Annotated in this window: 15 protein-coding genes and 1 pseudogene; 8 read left to right on the top strand and 8 right to left on the bottom strand. The window is 72.7% G+C overall.

Features of this window, described 5'->3' with window-relative positions:
- Nucleotides 1-53: 53 nt before the first annotated feature.
- The 5 genes from TR46_RS17950 to TR46_RS17930 all read right to left on the bottom strand — a co-directional run bounded on the left by TR46_RS17950 (nt 54) and on the right by TR46_RS17930 (nt 8,037).
- Nucleotides 54-2,528, bottom strand: a complete 2,475-nt coding sequence (locus tag TR46_RS17950) for an MFS transporter (protein ID WP_084718656.1) — start codon at nt 2,526-2,528, stop codon at nt 54-56.
- Between the two features lie 164 nt (nt 2,529-2,692).
- Complete coding sequence (locus tag TR46_RS17945; protein ID WP_042401868.1) at nt 2,693-4,783, bottom strand: DUF2264 domain-containing protein; 2,091 nt, start codon at nt 4,781-4,783, stop codon at nt 2,693-2,695.
- Nucleotides 4,780-5,700 carry a carbohydrate ABC transporter permease gene (locus TR46_RS17940; protein WP_084718654.1) on the bottom strand — a complete coding sequence of 307 codons (921 nt, stop codon included), beginning with the start codon at nt 5,698-5,700 and terminating at the stop codon, nt 4,780-4,782. Before TR46_RS17940 ends, TR46_RS17945 begins: the two co-directional genes overlap by 4 nt.
- Nucleotides 5,697-6,632 (bottom strand): carbohydrate ABC transporter permease, encoded by a 936-nt coding sequence (locus TR46_RS17935; RefSeq protein ID WP_152626552.1) that lies wholly within the window; start codon nt 6,630-6,632, stop codon nt 5,697-5,699. The genes TR46_RS17940 and TR46_RS17935 overlap by 4 nt, the downstream gene beginning before the upstream one ends.
- Nucleotides 6,633-6,702: 70 nt before the next feature.
- Entirely contained in the window at nt 6,703-8,037 is a 1,335-nt protein-coding gene (locus tag TR46_RS17930) for an ABC transporter substrate-binding protein (RefSeq protein ID WP_052432895.1), read from the bottom strand.
- Nucleotides 8,038-8,202: 165 nt separating this feature from the next.
- Between TR46_RS17930 and TR46_RS17925 the strand changes: the two genes are divergently transcribed.
- Both TR46_RS17925 and TR46_RS17920 read left to right on the top strand, forming a co-directional pair.
- On the top strand, nt 8,203-9,366 hold the full coding sequence (locus TR46_RS17925) for a substrate-binding domain-containing protein (protein ID WP_042401864.1): 1,164 nt from the start codon (nt 8,203-8,205) through the stop codon (nt 9,364-9,366).
- Entirely contained in the window at nt 9,363-10,379 is a 1,017-nt protein-coding gene (locus TR46_RS17920) for a hydroxyacid dehydrogenase (RefSeq protein ID WP_042401859.1), read from the top strand. The genes TR46_RS17925 and TR46_RS17920 overlap by 4 nt, the downstream gene beginning before the upstream one ends.
- Nucleotides 10,380-10,481: 102 nt before the next feature.
- Here TR46_RS17920 and TR46_RS17915 read toward each other — a convergent pair whose 3' ends face one another.
- Complete coding sequence (locus TR46_RS17915) at nt 10,482-11,180, bottom strand: FadR/GntR family transcriptional regulator (RefSeq protein WP_042401856.1); 699 nt, start codon at nt 11,178-11,180, stop codon at nt 10,482-10,484.
- Nucleotides 11,181-11,276: 96 nt separating this feature from the next.
- Here TR46_RS17915 and TR46_RS17910 point away from each other — a divergent pair, with 96 nt between their 5' ends.
- On the top strand, nt 11,277-11,780 hold the full coding sequence (locus tag TR46_RS17910; RefSeq protein WP_042401853.1) for a gluconokinase: 504 nt from the start codon (nt 11,277-11,279) through the stop codon (nt 11,778-11,780).
- A gap of 64 nt (nt 11,781-11,844) precedes the next feature.
- Complete coding sequence (locus TR46_RS17905) at nt 11,845-13,242, top strand: GntP family permease (RefSeq protein WP_042401850.1); 1,398 nt, start codon at nt 11,845-11,847, stop codon at nt 13,240-13,242.
- Between the two features lie 66 nt (nt 13,243-13,308).
- Here TR46_RS17905 and TR46_RS17900 read toward each other — a convergent pair whose 3' ends face one another.
- A complete protein-coding gene (locus tag TR46_RS17900; RefSeq protein ID WP_042401848.1) occupies nt 13,309-13,749 on the bottom strand; it encodes an SRPBCC family protein in 441 nt (146 codons plus the stop codon).
- A gap of 102 nt (nt 13,750-13,851) precedes the next feature.
- Between TR46_RS17900 and TR46_RS44295 the strand changes: the two are divergent.
- Both TR46_RS44295 and TR46_RS44290 read left to right on the top strand, forming a co-directional pair.
- Nucleotides 13,852-14,301 (top strand): annotated as a pseudogene (locus TR46_RS44295) (class I SAM-dependent methyltransferase); the annotation flags it as partial.
- A gap of 354 nt (nt 14,302-14,655) precedes the next feature.
- Nucleotides 14,656-15,225, top strand: coding sequence for an NUDIX domain-containing protein (locus TR46_RS44290; protein ID WP_042402050.1), 570 nt, complete (start codon nt 14,656-14,658; stop codon nt 15,223-15,225).
- Nucleotides 15,226-15,228: 3 nt separating this feature from the next.
- Here TR46_RS44290 and TR46_RS17885 read toward each other — a convergent pair whose 3' ends face one another.
- Entirely contained in the window at nt 15,229-16,332 is a 1,104-nt protein-coding gene (locus TR46_RS17885) for a DUF4037 domain-containing protein (protein ID WP_042401846.1), read from the bottom strand.
- 483 nt (nt 16,333-16,815) lie between these two features.
- Between TR46_RS17885 and TR46_RS17880 the strand changes: the two genes are divergently transcribed.
- Entirely contained in the window at nt 16,816-18,630 is a 1,815-nt protein-coding gene (locus tag TR46_RS17880) for a 3-hydroxyacyl-CoA dehydrogenase family protein (protein ID WP_042401845.1), read from the top strand.
- 77 nt (nt 18,631-18,707) lie between these two features.
- Nucleotides 18,708-19,571 carry a TetR family transcriptional regulator gene (locus tag TR46_RS17875; protein WP_042401841.1) on the top strand — a complete coding sequence of 288 codons (864 nt, stop codon included), beginning with the start codon at nt 18,708-18,710 and terminating at the stop codon, nt 19,569-19,571.
- The last annotated feature ends 70 nt before the right edge of the window (nt 19,572-19,641 follow it).

Genomic DNA, 19,641 nt, shown 5'->3' with positions numbered 1-19,641 from the left:
GTGTAGGGGGGTGGCGTGGGGGTCGGGGGTTCGCGCCTCGGAGAATCGGAGCCTCAGTCGTCCAGCCGGTGCGAGAGGTGGAGGTCGCGCTCGGTGTGGCCGTCCTCGATCCGGAGCGCGGTGGCGACCGGCGGGTAGCCGCTGGCGATCACGGTGTACTCCCCCGGCTCCAGGTCGGTGAAGCGGAACTGGCCGTCGGCGCCGGTGGTCGCGGCGGCGACCACGGTCCCGGTGGAGTCCAGCAGGGTGACCCTGGCGTCCTCGACCGCGTGCCCGGCGCTGGTGCGCACCGTCCCGCGCAGGGTGCCGCTGCCGGCCATGGCCACGTCCTGGCGGGTCTCCCCGCTGGCGGCGACGTCGACGGCCAGCGCGGCCGGACGGTACGCGCGGGCGCTGACGGCGAGGGTGTAGCGGCCGCAGACCAGGTCGCGGAAGTGGTACGCGCCGTCGGAGTCGGCACGGGTGCTGGCGGCGACCTCGCCGCGGGCGTCGGTGAGGGTCACCGTCGCGTCGGCGACCGGGGCGCCCTCGGCACTGCGGACCGCGCCCGAGAGCCGTCCGGTGCCGCCGAGCACCACGTCGAGGTCGACCGGGCGGTTGCCCACCGTGACGGTGACCGCCTGCGGCTGGTGGCCGGGGGCTGCGGCGATCAGCACGTAGTTGCCGCCCCGGGGCGCGGCCAGGGCCCAGCGGCCGTCCTGGCCGCTGCCGGCCCGGGCCACCTGGCGGCCGTCCATGTCGATCAGCGTCAGCACCGCCCGGGGCACCCCGGTCCGGTCGGGCTCCAGCACCGCCCCGCTGACCGGGGTGCCGGGCGCGCCGGGGACGCCCGCGGTGTCCAGCGGGGACGAGGGGGACTGGTGCGGCACGGGGACCTCCTGCGGCGGGGCGGAGTGCGGTGCCGCCCCGCGGGGGAGGCCGTCGTCGGTACCGGCCTGCGAGGCCGCGTGGGTGACCAAGGGTTTCTCCTTGAGCAGGAAGGCGAGCAGGAATCCCAGCGCCAGGACCGGCGCCAGGTAGAGGAACACCCGCGGCATCGCGGCCGCGTAGGAGTCGACATAGGCCAGCCGCAGCGGCGCCGGCAGTGAGCGCACCAGCTCCGGGGTGATCGAGTCGGTCGGCGGCGCCGCCCCGCCTCCGCCGCCGACGTGCGGCAGCCGCTGCTGCAGCTGGTGCGTCAGTCGGGAGTTGAACAGGGTGCCGAAGACCGCCGCGCCGACCGAGCCGCCGATCTGGCGCAGGTAGTTGTTGGCGGAGGTGGCAGCGCCCAGGTCGCGGGGGTCCACCGAGTTCTGCACCGCCAGCACCATCACCGGCAGCGCGAGCCCGACGCCGAGGCCCAGCACCGCCATGCCGGCGCTCTGCACCAGGTAGGAGCTGTCCGTGTGCAGCAGGCCCAGGCCGGCCATCCCCACCGTGGACAGCGCTCCGCCGACGATCGGGTACAGCTTGTAGCGGCCGGTGCGGCTGATCAACTGCCCCGAGGCGACCGAGGCGAGGACGATGCCGCCCATCATCGGCAGCATCTTCAGCCCGGAGACGGTGGCGCTGGCCCCGTCCACCATCTGCAGGAAGCTGGGCAGGTAGCTGGCCGCGCCGAACAGCGCGACGCCGACCACGACGCCGATGGCGCCGGAGACGTTGAAGACGCCGTCGCGGAACAGCCGCAGCGGGATCACCGGTTCGGCGGCCCGGCGTTCGGCCGGCGGGAAGAGCAGCAGCGACAGCACCGCCCCGCCGATCAGCCCGAGGATCACCGGAGAACTCCAGGCGTACTGGCTGCCGCCCCAACTCGTGGCCAGCACCAGGCAGGTGCCGGTCACGGCCAGCAGCAGCGAGCCCAGCACGTCCAGCCGGGGCCGGCGCTCGCCCTCGGCCCGGCGCCGCCGGGGCTTGAGCACCAGCGAGGTGACCACCAGGGCGGCCAGTCCCAGCGGCAGGTTGACGTAGAAGCACCAGCGCCAGCCGGGACCGTCGGTGAACCAGCCGCCGAGCAGCGGGCCGGCCACCGAGGAGAGTCCGAAGACCGCGCTGATCAGACCCATGTAGCGGCCGCGGGCCCGGGGCGAGACCACATCGCCGATGATCGCCTGGACGCCGATCATCAGGCCGCCGCCGCCGATGCCCTGGATCGCCCGGTAGGCGATCAGCTCGTCCATGCTGTGCGCCCAGCCGGACAGCGCGGATCCCACCAGGAAGACCGCGATGGCGAACTGGAACACCGACTTGCGGCCCAGCAGGTCGCCGAGCTTGCCGTAGACCGGCAGCCCGATGGTGGAGGCCAGCAGGTAGGCGGTGACCACCCAGGACATGTGCTGCAGGCCGTGCAGTTCGCCGACGATCCGCGGCAGCGCGGTGGCCACGATGGTCTGGTCGAGGGCTGCGAGGAGCAATGCCATCATCAGCCCGGCGAACACCAGCCGCAGTTGACGCGGGGTCAGTTCGGCATCGCCAAACTGAGCCGTGGGACTCCGCGGCGCGGGGGCGGATGGAGTCGGGGCCGGACGGCTCGTCTGGGTCACGGACATGGCACGGATCATTGCATTGACCACGCACCGCCCTCGAACTGGTCATACGATCAGTTCGAGGGCGGTCGAGGCACACAGTTCGTCAACCCGGCGCGATTACCAGCGAAAATGTGACGCCATGTCGATTAATTGCGAAACCTGCTTCATCGACATTCGGATCAGATTCACTCCTGCGGGAATTCCGTCGTCCCTGTGTTCCCCTCCGGGGACCCTTGCAGGAGCAGCTCGTCCCGGTGCCCGTCCGGCCAGCGGACCATCACCCGTCCGTCCTCGACCTCGGCCTGCGGCGCCGGTCCGGCGGCCTCCGCCGAGCGGCCCAGGGCGATGGCGGCGACGAAGAGCTCGCCCCGGTGGACCGGGCCGCCGCTCTCCAGGTAGGGGACGGCGGCGTGCGGGGCGTACGACGTGCGCCCGGTGGAGGTCCTGACGGCGGCGCGCAACCCGTCCCCGTGCAGGGCGGTGACCACGCCGCGCAGTCCGTCCGGCGCGACGGCCTCGGCACGTCCCCCGGCCGCCGTGGTCGCGGGCGGTTCCGCGCCGGCCACCGCCCAGCCGCCGATGCGCAGCCGGGTTCCGGGGGCCGGCTCGCCGTCGATCAGGACCGCGCGCACCTCCCAGGGACCGCGGAGCACCGATCCGGTGCTGAGCCAGGGACCGTCCGGGGTGTCGGCCTGCGGCCAGCGGGCCCGGTGCCGGGAGCGGCTGGCGCCCGTGCGGTGCAGCGGTCGGCGGTGCGAGGGCCGGCCCCCGGCGTCGAGCAGGGCGACATGCGAGTCCAGCGGGCCGCCGCCCGGCAGCTCCAGATCGGGGGCCGAGGGGCTGGTGACACCGTCCGCGTCGGCGCCGGGACCCACGCCGCCCAACTCGGGTCCGGTGGCGGTGGAGTAGGCCCAGCGGCAGTAGAAGGGATCGTATGCGGCGCGGCCGACCGATCCGCGGTCGGCGGTGGCGGCGTCGGCGGCGCTGTCGGCGAGATCGGCGCGGTCGGCGAGATCGGCGCGGTCGGCATGGTCGGCGCCGTGGTTGGCGATCCGGACGATGCCGTCGGCGCGGGTGCCGCTGGCCGTCCAGCCGGGCGCGTGCAGGGTGCGGACGAAGTCGCCGCGCTCGACCGGCAGCGGTTCCTCCACCGCGGTCCAGACCGGGTGGTCGGCGGGCAGCAGCAGCCCGGCGAAGCCCTTGCTGGCCCAGTACGGGGAGGCCGGACCCGAGTAGCTCTGCCGGATCGGCGGATGCGCTCCGTACCAGCCCAGCGGCAGCAGCCCGTTGGCGTCCAGGCAGCCGCGGTCGGTGAAGTGCCGCAGCATGCCGCTGCCGATCCGCCGGGTCAGACCGGGGGCCAGTCCCTGCGCCCCGAAGATCTGGTCGGCCCAGAAGGGCGCGGCGACCGCGTTGCGGTAGGTGAGCGAACGGCCCTGGTACAGCGGGGCCCCGTCGGCGCCGACCAGGTGCTGGATGTCCCGCACGTAGTCGCGCAGCCGGTCCCGGTAGCGGTCCGCCAGAGCGGGCCCGTCCGGGTCGTCGGCGCCGGAGATGCGGCAGTACCAGAGCGGGTAGAGGTGCATGGCCCATCCGCTGTAGTGGTCGAAGTTGCGCAGCGGCCGGTCGGTGTCGGCGCCGTCCGCGTACCAGCCCCCGCCGACGTACCAGCTCTCGGTGAGGGCGACGGTGTGATCGAGGTCGGACTGCTTCCAGGGGCCGCCGACCGAGCGCAGGAAGGCCTCGACCACAGCCTGGAACCAGACCCAGTTGTTGTCGGGGACCCAGGCGCCGACCATCTCGCTGAGCCAGTCCACCACCCGCGCCTGCACGGCGGGGTCCAGCCGGTCCCAGATCCAGGGCCGGGTCTCGTGCAGACCGAGCGCGATGGAGGCGGCCTCGACCTTGGCCTGGTTGCACGCGGACATCCGCGGCCAGCGGTCCCCCGCCGCAGGGTCGGTGCCGGCCGCGAGCCCGTCGGCGTACCACTGGGCGAGCGCGGCGACGCCGTCCGCGCCGGCGCCTCCGAGGCCGCCATGGGCCCCCGCGATCCGGAAGGCCGCCAGCAGGAAGGTCCGCGCGTACCCCTCCAGTCCGTCGCTGCGCCGCCCCGAGCCGCTGGGCGGCCCGGGGAGATGGATCAGCGCCCGGCCCGGGGTGGCGTACCGGTGGGCCGCGCCGAGCATGGTGTCCGCCAGCTGCTCCCAGTGCGAACGGGCCCACCCGGTGTGCGGGGACAGCTCACGGTCCTCGTCCAGCAGTTGACGTTCCGTCATCGGAGTCCTCCCTCGGCCAGCCCCCGCCGCCACCAGCGCTGCAGGGTCAGGAACAGGATCAGCAGCGGCACCACCGACACCGCCGAGCCGACCACCACCATCCGCAGGTAGTCCGGGTTCTGCGAGGTGGACGAGTTCCAGGTGAACAGGCCCAGGCTGGTGGTGAAGAGACGGGAGTCGGTGAGCATGACCAGCGGCAGGAAGAAGTTGTTCCAGATCGACACGAACTGCATCAGGAAGATGGTCAGCGCCCCCGGTCCCATCAGCCGCAGGCCGACGGTGAAGAAGGTGCGCAGCTCCCCCGCGCCGTCCATCCTGGCCGCCTCCAGCAGTTCGTCCGGGATCGAGCCGGCCGCGTACACCCGGGCCAGGTACACCCCGAACGGGTTGGCCGCGACCGGGACGATCACCGACCAGACCGTGTTGGTGAGGTGGACCCCGGAGAACAGCAGGTAGAGCGGCACGGCCAGGGCCGTCCCCGGCACCAGCACACCGGCGACGACCAGCCCGTAGAGCTTCTCCCGGCCGGGGAAGCTGTACTTGGCGAAGGTGTATCCGGCCATCACCGAGGCCAGGGTGCCGAGCCCGGCGCCCGCTCCGGCGTACAGCACGCTGTTGAGCAGCCAGCGCGGGTAGGCGCCGCCGTCCTGCTTGAACAGGTCGCGCAGGTTGGCCCACAGGTGGAAGCCGGAGGGCGCGAAGCCGTTGCTGCCGTAGAGGTCGGGCAGGGTCTTGGTGATCGCGAACAGCAGCCACACCAGCGGCAGCAGGGTGTACAGCCCGGCCACCGCGCACAGGCCCAGGTTGACGCCCCGGCCCACCGAGCGGTGCCGCACCGGACGCAGGCGGCCCGGAGCGGGTGGGGTGGCCCGGGCCGAGGGCGCGGGGGGACGCGCCGGCGGGTTGAGGGTGGTCATGAGTCCGCCTCCTGGGACGACCGGTCCACCCGGCCGACGAGCTTCATGGCGAGCAGCGACAGCACTCCGGCCACCGCCGCGAGCAGCAGCGAGATGGCCGCCGCATAGCTGTAGTCGTTGGAGTTGAAGGCCTCGGAGAAGGCCAGCAGATTGGGCGTCCAGGAGGCGGTGACGGTGCTCCCGGCGCTGCCCTGGAGGATCTTGGGCTCGGTGAACAGCTGCAGCGAGCCGATGACGGTGAACAGCCCGGACACCACCAGCGCCGGACGGATGTGCGGGACCTTGATGCTCAGCGCGGTGCGGATCTCCCCGGCCCCGTCCAACCGCGCGGCCTCCAGCACCGACGGGGAGACGCTCTGCAGAGCGACGTACAGCAGCACCGAGTTGTAGCCGATCCACTGCCACAGCGAGATGTTGATGATGGATCCGAGCACGCTGCCGCTGGAGAAGAAGTCGATGTGCAGTCCGATGTCGTTCAGCCAGGAGGTCAGCGGGCTGAGCCCCGGCGTGTAGAGGTACACCCAGATCAGCGCGGCGATCAGGCCGGGGACGAAGTGCGGCAGGAGCAGCAGCGCCTGGAAGAAGCGGCGCGCGGTGGTCAGCGCGCTGTCCAGCAGCAGGGCCAGGACCAGTGCGATCGCCAGCATCAGTGGGACGTCGACGACGGCGTAGAGCAGCACCCGGCCCAGGCCGTCCAGGAAGCGGGAGTCCTGCAGCGCGCGGGCGTAGTCGTGGAACCCGGCGAAGACCAGGTGCGAGCCGTTCCAGCCGAGCCCGGTGAAGCGCTCCCGGAACAGGCTCAGCACCAGTCCGTAGCCGAGCGGGGCGACGAAGGCGACGGCGAACAGCAGGTAGAACGGCGCGAGCAGCAGCGCGATGTGCAGCCGCCGGCGTCTGCGGGCGGGTGGCGGGGACGCGGTCAGCGCGGACAAGACTCCTCCTTGGCTCCTTGGCTCCACGGCATGTGCGGCGGTACGGCGATGCGGGTGCGGCCGCGGGACCTCAGCCGCTGACGTTCATGCCTCGTTCGCGCAGGTCGGCACGGGTGGTCCGCTCCCACGAGTCCATCGCGGCCCGGAGCCCGCCCGGGCCGGTCATCGACCCGGCCAGCGCGTCATTGAGGTCGCTGAGCGACTGGGCCATGTCGGGACCCCACTGCCAGCCGGTGCCGACCGTGGTACTGGCCTGGGCCGCGACGTCGAAGAGGGAGGTGCCGGTGTAGTAGGTCTGGGTGCTGTCGAAGACCTGCTTGGCGACCGGGATGTCGGCCAGCGCCGCCGGGTACGCGCCCGGGCTGACCGGTTCCACGGCCTTGATCGAGTCCGGGCTGTTGGACACCCAGTCGAGGAACTCCATCACCTGCTTCGGGTGCTTGCTGCCCTTCAGCAGCACCATCGTGGAACCGCCGTTGGTGCCGTCCCCCGCCGCCTGCCCGGGCCACTGCGGCATCGGCGCGACCGCCCACTTGCCGGCCGCCTTGGGCGCCAGCCGCTGGAGGTAGGCGGCGCTCCAGGGGCCGCCGATGGCGGTGACCAGGTTCCCGGCCTGCAGGTCGGCGGTCCACTGCTGGGCATAGGCGGGCTCGTTGGCGACCAGGCCGCCGCCGACCAGCGGCTGCCAGAACGCGGCCACCCTGCTGCTGGCCGCGTCCTGGGTGGAGACCTTCCAGGAGTCGCCGGGGGTGCTGAACCACTGCGCTCCGGCCTGCCAGGCGAGCCCGGCCAGCAGCGCGCTGTCCCCGGTGGAGAAGGCGCCGATGACCGCCTTGGGGTCGCGCCGGTGGATGGTCCGCGCGGCGGCCGCGTACTGCTCCCAGGTGGTGGGGACGGTGAGGCCGTACTGCGCGAGCAGGTCGGTGCGGTAGTAGAGCACCATCGGGGCGATGTCGCGGGGCAGGCCCCAGACCTTGCCGCCCTGGTCGACCATCCCCCAGACCCAGGCCGGGTACCTGGACCTGAGGTCCGCTCCGCCGTAGGGGGTCAGGTCCTGGATCGCGCCCTGGGTGGCGAAGGCGGGAAGCTCCGGGTACTCCACGGTGGCGGCGTCCGGCGCGTTGCCGGCCCGGACCGCGGTGAACATCTTGGAGTACCCGCCGGAGGTGCCGGCCGGGATCTTGCTGAGGACGACGTGCACATCGCTGTGGGTGGCGTTGAAGCGGTCCACGACCTGCTGCATCCCGCCGAGCCAGGTCCAGTAGGTGATGGTGGTCGGACGGTTCCCGCCGATGCTCGCGGCACCGGATCCGGATCCGCATGCGGCGAGCAGCAGACAGCAGACGGCCGACAGTGCCGCCGCGATGCGGCGGCGGGCTGCCGGTTGCGTGTCGCTGATGTGCATCGGCTCTCTCCCCTCAAGCCCCTGAGTAGCCGCTCACGATGCCCAGCAATCCGCAATGCGTCAACAGCTTCAACCAAAAAACTCAAGAACCTGCTATTTTCCGTAACGGGGCAGAAGTTCAGGCAGGGAACGAGCAGGATCAGTCCCGGACGGGATGGAGGGAACGTGCTCGCACAGCAGCGGCATGACTATGTACTGGGGCAACTGCGCACCCATGGGGCGGTCCGGGTCACCGATGTGGTCGCCGGGCTCGGGGTGTCCGACGGAACCGTCCGCAGGGACCTGGAACTCCTGGAGCAGCAAGGGCAGTTGACGAGGGTTCGGGGCGGCGCGGTGCTGCCCGCAGGGTCGGCGGCGGGTGCCGCCCCCGCCGCCGAGGTCCGGGCGGGCGCCGCCCCGGCGGAGCCGCTGCCCGCCGAGGGGGCAGTCGTCGGCATGCTGGTGCCTTCGGCCACGTATTACTACCCCGAGGTGATCAGGGGAGCGCGCAGCGCCGCCGCCCGCGCCGGGGCCCGGCTCGTCCTCGGCGTCACCGACTACGACCGCGGCCGCGACCTGGAGCAGGTCCGCGACCTGATCCGCTCCGGCAGCGGGGGGCTGCTGGTCACCAGCTCGGAGGGGCCGGTCGTCCCGGCGCCGCTGCGGGAGTTGCTGGAGGGCTCCGGACTGCCGTACGTGCTGGTCGAGCGCCGATCGGCGGCCGCCTTCGACCACGCGGAGTGCGTGCTCAGCGACCACCGCCAGGGCGCCTACCGCGCGATGGAGTACCTGGCCGGACTCGGCCACCGACAGGTGGCCCTCTTCGCCGCGTCCACCCCCACCGCCCACCCCGTGACGGAGGGTCATGCCGAGGCGGTACGACTGCTCGGACTCGACCCGTCGGCCCCGCGCTTCTCCGTCGAGGCGGACGCCGACCGCATCGCCGCGGTGGACGCCTTCGTCCGCGCCTGCCGCGCGTCGGGCGCCACCGCCGCCCTGGTCCACTCCGACCAGGAGGCGATCCTGCTGGTCCAGCGGTTGCGTTCGCACGGGGTGCGGGTGCCGGAGGACCTCTCGCTGATCGCCTACGACGACGAGGTCGCCGCCCTCGCCGAGGTGCCGCTGACGGCGGTGGCACCGCCCAAGTTCGAGGTCGGCCGCAGCGCGACCGCGGCACTGCTGGACCGGCTGGGCAGCCCCACCGACCTGCCGGTCCGGCAGACGGTGCTGCAGCCCCGGCTGCTGGTCCGGGACTCCACCGTGGGTCCGCCGGGGGCCGGGGCCCGAGCGGGGGCCGATCCGGTGGCTGAGGCGGGAGTCGGGACCGGGGCCGCGGCGGCTGCGGTATGACCCGCCCGGTCGCCGCCCTCGCCATGCGCTCCGGCATAGCCCCGGTCCTCTTCGACGCCGAGGCTGGGCAACGCCTCAGCCGCCTCGTCGAGTTGGGTCACGATCCCGAGCTGGTCCTGGACGAGTTCGACTCGCCCCGGGCCCGGGCCGTGCTGGCCGACGTCGAGGTACTGGTCACCGGCTGGGGCTGCCCCCGGCTGGACGAGGAGTTGCTCCGGCACGCCCCCCGGCTGCGGGCCGTGGTGCACACCGCGGGGACCGTCAAGAACCATGTGACGGACGCCTGTTGGCGCCGCGGCCTGCAGATCACCTCGGCCGCGGGGGCCAACGCGGTGCCAGTGGCCGAGTACACCCTGGCGGCGATCCTCTTCGCCAACAAGCAGGTGCTGACCACCCGCGACGGCTACCGCAGGTCCCGCGGGCGGAGCACCGACTGGCACGCCAGGCTCGCGGGCGCGGGCAACTACCGGCGCCGGATCGGCGTCGTCGGCGCGTCTAGGATCGGCCGCCGGGTCGTCGAACTGCTGGGCCCCTTCGACCTGGAGGTCCTGCTCAGCGACCCGTTCCTGGCCCCGGAGGAGGCGGCCCGGCTCGGCGCCCGGCTGGTGCCGCTGCCCGAACTCTTCCGCGGCTGCGACGTGGTCAGCGTGCACGCGCCGTGGCTGCCCAGCACCGAGGGGCTGGTGTCACGCAGCCTGCTGGCGTCCATGCCGGACGGGGCCACCCTGATCAACACCGCCCGCGGCGCGCTGGTGGACCAGCCGGCCCTGGAACGGGAGTTGGTCTCGGGCCGCCTGAACGCGGTGCTGGACGTCACCACCCCGGAACTGCTGCCGCCCTCGTCCCCGCTCTACGACCTGCCGAACGTGCTGCTCACGCCGCACATCGCCGGCTCCATGGGCGGCGAGCTCCGCCGAATGGCGGACTTCGCCCTGGACGAGCTGGAGCGGTGGACCCGGGGGGTACCCTTCGTCGACCCGGTGCATCCGGACACGTGGGACCGTACGGCGTGACTGCCGGGTGCGGCGTGTGCGTGGCTTGTCGCGCAGTTCCCCGCGCCCCTATGGGTCTGCAACTGGCCCGATTGCACAACCAGGCATACGCCGCACCCGGGCTCAGACCGGATCCGACGGCGCCAGTTCCTCCAGGGCGCCGGTCACGATCCCCCGCATCGCCCGCTCCGCCGCCGCACCGTCCTGCGCGCATACCGCCTCTGCGACCTCCCGGTGCAGCGCCACCGCGTACTCCGCAGGGTGGTGCGGCATCAGTTCGTGCTCGGTTCGCCCGGCGAGCACCGCGCCCACCGCGTCGGCCAGGTGGGCGAACATCTCATTGCCCGAGGCCCGCAGCACCAGGGCATGGAAGGCCATGTCATGGCGGAGGAAGGCCCGCAGGTCACCGCTGCGCGCAGTGACCGTGAGCTCCACCGCCAGCGCGCTCAGCTCGCGGCAGTGGTCGGCGGTCGCCAGCCCGGCCGCGAGGCCCGCTGCCACCGGCTCCACCGCGATCCGCAACGCCCCGAGCGAGCGGAGCTGCGCCCCCCGGTCGGCACCGGCCAGCCGCCAGCGGATCACCAACGGGTCGAACACGTCCCAGGCCTCGCGCGGCTGCACCGTGGTGCCCACCCGGCGGCGCGAGGCGACGAGTCGCATCGCCTCCAGCACTCGGACCGCCTCCCGGACGACCGTCCGGGACACCCCGTACCGTGCCTCCAGCTCCTCGCTGCGCAGCACCGAGCCCTCGGGGATCTCGCCGGAGGTGATGGCGGGGCCGAGGTCCGCGAGAAGGCGCCCGTGCAGGCCCTGGATCTCCATGACGCAAGGGTATCCGGCACCTCCTCAACCCAACTCATATGACGATTGCATTTCGGTGGCTTGAATAAGTCATACCTTTGGGGTCATAGTCGTCCCATGGCTTACAACGTCGTCGTCATGGGCGTCTCCGGTGTCGGCAAGAGCACCGTCGCCCGGCTGCTCTCCGAACGACTCGCCCTCCCCTACGCGGAGGCCGACGACTTCCACCCGCCCGCCAACATCGCCAAGATGGCTGCGGGCACGCCGCTCGACGACTCCGACCGCCGGCCCTGGCTGGAGGCCATCGGCGCCTGGCTGCAGCAGCACGACGACGCCGGTACCGGTGGCGTGGCCACCTGCTCCGCGCTCAAGCGCCGCTACCGGGACACCCTCCGCGCCGCCTGCCCCGACCTGTGGTTCCTGCACCTGGCCGGCGGTCACGACCTGGTCGCCGACCGGATCGGCCACCGCACCGGCCACTTCATGCCGCCGGCCCTGCTGGACTCCCAGTACTCGGCGCTCGAACCGCTCGCCGCGGACGAGTGCGGTGCCGTCCTGGACGTCGGACCGCCCGCGGAGGCGCTGGTCGAGGAGGCCGTCCGCCTGCTCACCACCCCTTAGCCGGACCCGTCCCCCTCTTTCCCGCACTCTTCGCCCACACACTCTTTGTCAATGGAGACAGCGCGTGACCCTCCTGCTGGCCGCCGATGCGGCCCTCCCCCACAGCGGCAGCGACGCCAGACTCGTCACCGCCATGCTGCTCGGCATCGCCGTGATCGTGGCCCTGATCAGCTGGCTCAAACTGCATCCCTTTCTCGCCCTGACCGTCGGCTCGGGCGTCCTGGCGGCCGTCGCCGGCACCCCCTTCGACAAGCTGATGACCAGCTTCTCGACCGGCTTCGGCGCAACCGTCACCAGCGTCGGCCTGCTCATCGGCCTCGGCGCCATGCTGGGCAAGCTGCTGGCCGACTCGGGCGGCGCCGACATCATCGCGGACACCGTGCTGGCCCGCTCCGGGCCCCGTTCGATGCCGTGGGCGATGGCGCTGATCGCCGCCGTGCTCGGGCTGCCGCTGTTCTTCGAGATCGGCGTGGTGCTGCTGGTCCCGATCGTGGTGCTGGTCGCCCGGCGCGGGAACCTCCCGCTGATGCGGGTGGGCATCCCGGCGCTGGCCGGGCTCTCCGTCCTGCACGGACTGATCCCGCCGCATCCGGGACCGCTGGTGGCCGTCTCCGCGCTGCACGCCAACCTCGGGGTCACGCTCGCCCTCGGCCTGCTGGTCGCCGTGCCCACGCTGGTCGTGGCCGGCCCGCTGTTCGCCCGGGTCGCCGAACGCTGGGTCGGACCGCTGGTGCTGCCGCCGACGGACGAGGCGGACGATGCGGACAGGGCCGCGGAAGCGGCGGAGCGCCCGAGGCCCAGCTTCGGTGCGACTCTCGGCACCATCCTGCTGCCCGTGGTGCTGATGCTGGGCAAGGCGCTGGTGGACATCACCGTCGACAACCCCAAGGCCACCCCGCAGCGGATCCTCGACTTCGTCGGCTCACCGCTGATCGCACTGCTGCTGGCGGTGCTCGTGGCGATGGTGACCCTGGGCCGTGCGGCCGGCTTCGACCGGGGCCGGATCTCGGCCACCGCGGCGGCCTCGCTCGGCCCGATCGCCGGAATCGTCTTCATCGTCGGCGCCGGCGGCGGCTTCAAGCAGACCCTGGTGGACGTGGGCGTCGGCAATGTGGTCAGCAGCTGGGCCACCCACCTGCACATCTCCGCACTGCTGCTCGGCTGGCTGATCGCGGTGCTGATCCGACTGGCCACCGGTTCCGCCACGGTCGCGACCATCACGGCCGCGGGGATCGTCGCCCCGCTGGCGACCGGCATGAGCACGACCCACACCTCGCTGCTGGTCCTCGCCATCGGCGCCGGATCGCTGTTCTTCTCGCACGTCAACGACGCCGGCTTCTGGCTGGTGAAGGAGTACTTCGGCATGAGCGTGGGTCAGACGCTCAAGTCCTGGTCGGCGATGGAGACGGTGATCTCGGTGGTGTCGATAGCCCTGATCCTGCCGCTGAGCCTGCTGATCTGACGCGTCGAAGGGCGTGGGCCCAGGGGCGAACCCCTGGGCCCACGCCCTTTGCCCATACCTCGGACCTCAGCCGACGGACGACGCCAGCCGCTCCAGCACCTCGTTGTTGATCCGGTTCAGGCCCTTCGGGGCGAAGGTCCGCTCGAAGAAGCCGCCGATGCCGCTCGCGCCGGACCAGGTGGTCTCCACCACGACCTTGGCCTTGCCCTCGCCGGCCGGGGTGACCGTCCAGGTGACCACCATGGTGGAGTTGGCGTCGGTCTCCACCAGCTGCCCCGGCGAGGGCTCGGTCACGGTGAACAGGCAGTCGCGCACCCGCTTCTCGGTCGCCTGCAGCTTCCAGTGCACAACCGTGCCCGCGCCCTTGCCGCCCTCGCGTACCTCGTACTCGCTGTACTGGGCCGGGAGCAGCGCCCCGCGGGACGACTCGTAGTCGGCCAGCACGTCGAAGACCCGCTCCGGCGAGGCGTCCAGCACCCGCTCGGTGACCGCGTAGACCTGGCCCATGGTTGTACTCCTCAAGCTCACTGTCAGTTCCTGCTCGTCCTGCTTACATGGCAAGGGAACCACCGCGCGACCTGCCGTCCAAACCGGACCGGCCGCCCTGCGATGATGTCCGCCATGACGACCACCTGGGACGCGGCCGACTTCGACGCCTTCGAGCGGTCCGGCTGGAAGGGCCGCGGCGAGGCCTACGCGAGCGGGTTCGCCCGGCTCACCGCGCACACCGTCGAGCCGCTGCTGGACGCGGCCGGCGTCACCGCCGCGAGCGCCGTCCTGGACGTCGGCACCGGCCCGGGGGTCGTCGCCGCGGCGGCACTGGCGCGGGGCGCGCAGGTCACCGCGGTGGACGCCTCCCCGGAGATGGCCGCGCTGGCGGCCGCCGCCTGCCCGGGAGCGGCGGTGCACACCGCAATCCTCCCCGAACTCCCTTTCCCGGACCACTCGTTCGATGCCGTGGTGGGCAACTTCGTGATCAACCACCTCGGCGACGCGCAGGCCGGCCTGGCGGAGCTGCAACGGGTGCTGCGGCCGGGCGGCCGGATCGCGCTGACCTGCTGGGAGCGGGAGGCGATGCGCGCCACCGCGGTCTTCGGCGAGGCCGTCACCGCCGTGGGCATCCCGCAGCCGGACGACCTGCCCTCCTCAGGCCCGTTCCTGGCCGGATCGGACGACCGGACCGCGTCGTTCCGCGAACTGCTCGCCGACGCCGGGTTCACCGGGGCACAGGCCCGGCGCGAGTCCTGGACCCACCGGGTCGACCCGGACGCCTGGTGGTCCGCCGTGGTCAGCGGCACCCCGCTGACCGGCTCCCTGATCGCCCGGCAGCCGGAGGCGGTGACCGCCGAGATCAAGCGCCACTACGACGCCCTGGTCGCCCCCTATGCCGGGGAGGCGACCGGGACGGTCGCCCTGCCCGCCGTCGCGCTCCTCGCCACCGGCCGCAAAGAGCCCCGCCACCCCCTCAGCACCGACGAGGTGCTCGACATCGTCGATGCCGAGGACAACGTGATCGGCCAGGCCACCCGCGGCGAGGCCACCGCGCGACGGTTGCGCCACCGCTGCGTGTTCATCCTCGCCCGGGACGCCGACGACCGGATCTTCGTCCACCGCCGCACCCCCGAGAAGCTGGTCTTCCCATCGATGCACGACATGTTCGTCGGCGGGGTGGTCGGCGCCGGCGAGGGCTACGACGAGGCGGCGAAGCGCGAGGCCGAGGAGGAGCTGGGCGTCTCCGGCCTGTCCCCCGTCCCACTGTTCCGCTTCCTCTACGAGTCCCCTGAGCACACCTGGTGGTCGGCCGTGTACGAGGCCGGGGCCACGACCGCGGTAGCCCCCCAGGTCGAGGAGGTCGCCTGGCACGCCTTCCTCACCGAGGCCGAACTCGCCGACCGCCTGACCGAATGGGAGTGGGTCCCGGACGGCCTCGACGCCTGGCACCGGCTGAACGCCTGGCGCACCGGGCGCCCGACGGCCGACTGACCGTCAGCCCTCTCCCGTCAGGCCCAGCGCCGCCCGTACCAGCGCGCGGCAGCCGGACAGGTCGCCGAGGGCGTCCGTGCTGTCGACGAACTGGTCGATGCCGCCGACCGGCGGCATCGCCCGGACCGCCGGGTCGGTCACGGCGTCCCGCAGGGCAGCTGTGAAGCGTTCCGCGTGGACGACCGGGAACGGACGGCCGTGGTAGCGGCGGACGGAGGGGTCGACCTCGTTGCAGACATCCAGCCGGTTCTGCCAGGCCCCGGCGAGGCTGCACGCCTCTGCCAGGGCCCGCCCGCGTTCTGACGGCCAGTCGGCCGCCAACGACGCGCGCAGCAGGGCGGCGATCGGGGCCGCCTCCGGCAGACGGCCGAAGGCCGTCCCCAGCCACTTGCCGTAGGGGGCGTAGCGGCGGGCCAGCAGCAGGCACAGCCGCATCAGCTCCCGCGCGAGCCGGGCCGCGACCACCCGGCTGCCGAGGTCGTCGCCGACCTCCGCGGTGCGGCCGACGAAGGCCTCCTCCTGGGAGATCCGCTGCCACTGGCAGGCCAGCAGATAGCGCCATACGTCGTCCGGGTACCAGGACAGCGCGGCGCGGGCAGCGGTGAGCCCGCCGAGGCCGTCGTGGTAGACGGCGCCGGAGACGACCTCCAGCAGCCGCTGGCCCGGGGTGGCCAGCCAGTCCAGCAGGCCGACCGGGCCGTCGAGCGGGTCGAAGCCCAGCGCCCCGCCGAGCCAGTCGGCCGTGCCGACGACATCGATGCGGTGGTTAACCGGGCCGGCGGTCGGCGTCATGACCTGGACCCGCTCCCCCGGCGGGGCGAAGTTGGTGGGCCAGCCGCGGACCTCCTTGGGGAGCCGTTCCGCGAGCAGCCTGCTCAGGTCCGAGGCATACGCGGCTGCATGCTCTGGTCGGAGGAGGAGCTGCAGCCGTGGACCCCACTCGTGGTCGGGAGACCGCTCAGTGTCGAAACCCAGCACCTCCGACCCCGACCCGATGCGCGCCGCCGTGTACGGCATCCCCGGATACACCTCGTCCAGCAGCGGGCGGACCGCCTCCTCGTAGAGGATTCCGCACAGTTCGAGCCCGGGCCGGAAGATCGCAGTCATGCCCGGAAGCGTAGGCGGCGCGGGCACCGTGCGCACGAGGGTTTCCCAGCTGGGACGAGCCGCCCCACTACCTGATCGTCGATCCGCGCGACGGCACCGCGCAGCACTACTGGCAGATCATTCGGCGCAACGGCCGCGCCGTGTACGACGCCCATGTGCCCTATGTCTTCGGCGACGGGATTCCGGTCGGTGACTGGGTCGTCGACACCGCCGAACTGCCCCGCTACGGCGAAGCCGCGCAGTAGCCCCTTCCTACCTGCGGGTAACGCCGGTACAGTGTCCGCACCAGCCCAGTCCGCGTCGGGAGCCGCAGCGACGGGTTGGCTGTCTGATGCAACGGCACGCCGTCCCATCAACGGACCGGGCAGTGCCGCTTCTCCGCACGGTGACCTCAGTCGCGCCGTGTACCCCCCCTCATTCTCTGCCGCGCGACCCTGCCGGACTCTTCCGGCGGGCGCGGCGCTCCCCGAGGAGTACCCAGCCATGACCCTGACTGAGCACACCCCCGAACCCGCCCCCGGCCTCGCACCCTTCCCCGTCGTCGCCGTCGTCGGCCTCGGCACCATGGGGGCCGGCATCGCCGAGATCACCGCGCGCAGCGGGCGCCGCGTGATCGGCGTCGAGCTGGACGCCGCCGCGGCCGAGGCCGCGCTGCGGCGGATCGAGGAGTCGACGGCGCACTCCGTGGAGCGCGGGCGGATCACCGCCGGGGAGCGCGCCGAGCTGCTCGGACGGATCAGCGTCGGGCACGATCTCGCCGCTGCCGCCGGGGCGCAGCTGGTGATCGAGGAGATCCCGGAGCAGTTGGAGTCCAAGCGTGAGCTGTTCGCCGAGCTGGACCGGATCTGCCCGGCAGAGACGGTGCTGGCGACCGGCACCACCGCGCTGTCGGTGACCCGGATCGCCGCGGCGACCCAGCGGCCCGAGCGGGTGATCGGGCTGCACTTCTTCAACCCGGCCCCGGTGATGGAGCTGGTCGAGGTCGTCCGCACGGTGCTGACCGGCGCCGAGGTGGCCGAGGCCGCCGCCGCGTTCAGCCGGGACCTGGGCAAGTCCCCGGTCGCCGCAGGCGACCGTCCCGGCTTCATCGTCAACGGACTGCTGTTCGCCTACCTCAACCAGGCGGCGGCGATGCTGGAGTCCCGCTACGCCACCCGCGAGGACATCGACGCGGCGATGCGGCTCGGCTGCGGCCTGCCGATGGGCCCGCTGGCGCTGCTCGACCTGATCGGCGTCGACGTGGCCAAGACCGTGCTGGAAGCGATGTACGCGCAGTCGCACGACCGGCTGCACGCCCCCGCGCCGATCCTGGGCCAGCTGGTGGCCGCAGGCCTGCTGGGACGCAAGACCGGCCGCGGCTTCTACACCTATGCCGCGCCGGGCTCGTCCCAGCCGGTGCCGGAGCAGCAGTCGGACGGCGCCGCCGTCCGGGCGGCGGGACGCCGGATCGACAGAGTCGGCGTCTGCGGGTCGGGCACCATGGCGACCGGGATCTCCGAGGTCTTCGCCAAGGCCGGCTACGCCGTCACCCTGGTCGCCCGCAGCCAGGAGAAGGCGGACCAGGCCAAGGCCGCGATGGCGAAGTCGCTGGAGCGGATGGTGTCCAAGGGACGGCTCAGCGAGGCGGACCGGGACGCGGCGCTGGCGCGGGTGGTCGCGTCCGCCTCGCTGGAGGACCTGGCCTCCGCCGATCTGGTGCTGGAGGCTGTCGCCGAGGACCTGGCGGTCAAGCAGGAGCTGTTCGCGGCGCTGGACAAGATCTGCCGGCCGGGTGCGGTGCTGGCGACCACCACCTCCAGCCTGCCGGTGATCCAGTGCGCGATGGCCACCGGACGCCCGCAGGACGTGGTGGGGATGCACTTCTTCAACCCGGCCCCGGCGATGCGCCTGGTGGAGGTGGTCAGCACGGTGCTGACCGGGCCCGATGTCACCGCCACCGTGCTGGAGCTGTGCACCGCGGTGCGCAAGCACCCGGTGGAGTGCGGCGACCGGGCCGGCTTCATCGTCAACGCGCTGCTGTTCCCCTACCTCAACGACGCGGTGCGGATGATCGAGGAGCACTATGCCTCGGTCGACGACGTGGACACCGCGATGAGGCTGGGCTGCGGCTACCCGATGGGCCCGTTCGCCCTGCTGGACGTGGTCGGCCTGGATGTCTCGCTGACCATCGAGAAGGTGCTGCACGGCGAGTTCCGCGAGCCCGGGCTGGCCCCGGCCCCGCTGTTGGAGCACCTGGTGGCGGCCGGATGCCTGGGGCGCAAGACCGGGCGCGGCTTCCGTGACCACGCGCGCCGGTGACGGCGCCGCTGCGGGGACGCGGGAACGGGCCGTTCAGGGTGCCCGTCCGGGCGGCCCCGGCGTGTAGCGTTCCGGTCATGAGCGGGGAAGACAACGGCGGGACGGTAGTGGCGGTCGAGCAGGCCAACGGCAGTCCGCGGCGGGTGACCGCGCAGCGGCAGCAGATGCGCCAGGACCTGGCGGCGGCGGCCATGGAGCTGTTCGCGAACCAGGGCTACGAGGAGACGACGGTCGACCAGATCGCCGCCGCCGCCGGCGTGGCCAGACGCACCTTCTTCCGCTACTTCCGGTCCAAGGAGGAGGCGATCTTCCCGGACCACGACGACACCCTGGTCCGGGTCGCCGACCTGCTGGCCGGCGCCGATCCGGCGGAGCATCCGCTGGACGTGGTCTGCCGGGGCATCAAGGAGGTGCTGCGGATGTACGCGGCCACCCCCGGCGTCTCGGTGGCCCGGTACCGGCTGATCCGGCAGGTGCCGACGCTGCGCGAGCGCGAGATCGCGGTGGTGGCCCGCTACGAGAGGCTGTTCACCCGGTACCTGCTGGGGCGCTTCGACACCACCGGGCAGTCCTCCGGCGGCTGGGAGCGCGGGGTCGGCGACGACGCGATGCTCGCCGAGGTGTCGGCGGCGGCCGTGGTCGCGGCGCACAACCATGTGCTGCGGCGCTGGCTGCGGTCCGGCGGCCGGGGCGAGGTCGAGCCGCAGCTGGACCACGCCTTCGAGGTGATCCGGCGGACCTTCTGGGGGAACGCCCCCTCGGCCGGGGCATCGCAGCTGGCACCCAGTGCCACCCATGGGGTCGCCGAGACGCTGAGCAGCGCGGTGGAGAGCGCGGTGAGTGCCACCCCTTCGGGTGAGGTGCTGATCACCGTGGCCCGTACCGATGCCCCGCTGGACGAGGTGCTGCAGAGCATCCGCACCGCCCTCGGGGCCAAATAGGCGGCGTAGCCGCAGGTCAGAGCAGAATCGTCAGGCCCCTCCGGCGTGCCGGGAGGGGCCTGACGCATGC

Origin of the sequence: Streptacidiphilus carbonis (assembly GCF_000787775.1) — a bacterium.
GTDB classification, from domain to species: Bacteria; Actinomycetota; Actinomycetes; order Streptomycetales; family Streptomycetaceae; genus Streptacidiphilus; species Streptacidiphilus carbonis.
Note: the sequence above shows the minus strand (reverse complement) of the source record. Positions and strands in the feature narration are given on the sequence as shown.

Coding starts and splice junctions, on each gene's coding strand:
- TR46_RS17950 (WP_084718656.1), bottom strand. CDS start 2,528: ATGTCCGTGACCCAGACGAGCCGTCCGGCCCCGACTCCATCCGCCCCC.
- TR46_RS17945 (WP_042401868.1), bottom strand. CDS start 4,783: ATGACGGAACGTCAACTGCTGGACGAGGACCGTGAGCTGTCCCCGCAC.
- TR46_RS17940 (WP_084718654.1), bottom strand. CDS start 5,700: ATGACCACCCTCAACCCGCCGGCGCGTCCCCCCGCGCCCTCGGCCCGG.
- TR46_RS17930 (WP_052432895.1), bottom strand. CDS start 8,037: ATGCACATCAGCGACACGCAACCGGCAGCCCGCCGCCGCATCGCGGCG.
- TR46_RS17920 (WP_042401859.1), top strand. CDS start 9,363: ATGACCCGCCCGGTCGCCGCCCTCGCCATGCGCTCCGGCATAGCCCCG.
- TR46_RS17915 (WP_042401856.1), bottom strand. CDS start 11,180: ATGGAGATCCAGGGCCTGCACGGGCGCCTTCTCGCGGACCTCGGCCCC.
- TR46_RS17910 (WP_042401853.1), top strand. CDS start 11,277: ATGGCTTACAACGTCGTCGTCATGGGCGTCTCCGGTGTCGGCAAGAGC.
- TR46_RS17900 (WP_042401848.1), bottom strand. CDS start 13,749: ATGGGCCAGGTCTACGCGGTCACCGAGCGGGTGCTGGACGCCTCGCCG.
- TR46_RS17885 (WP_042401846.1), bottom strand. CDS start 16,332: ATGACTGCGATCTTCCGGCCCGGGCTCGAACTGTGCGGAATCCTCTAC.
- TR46_RS17880 (WP_042401845.1), top strand. CDS start 16,816: ATGACCCTGACTGAGCACACCCCCGAACCCGCCCCCGGCCTCGCACCC.
- TR46_RS17875 (WP_042401841.1), top strand. CDS start 18,708: ATGAGCGGGGAAGACAACGGCGGGACGGTAGTGGCGGTCGAGCAGGCC.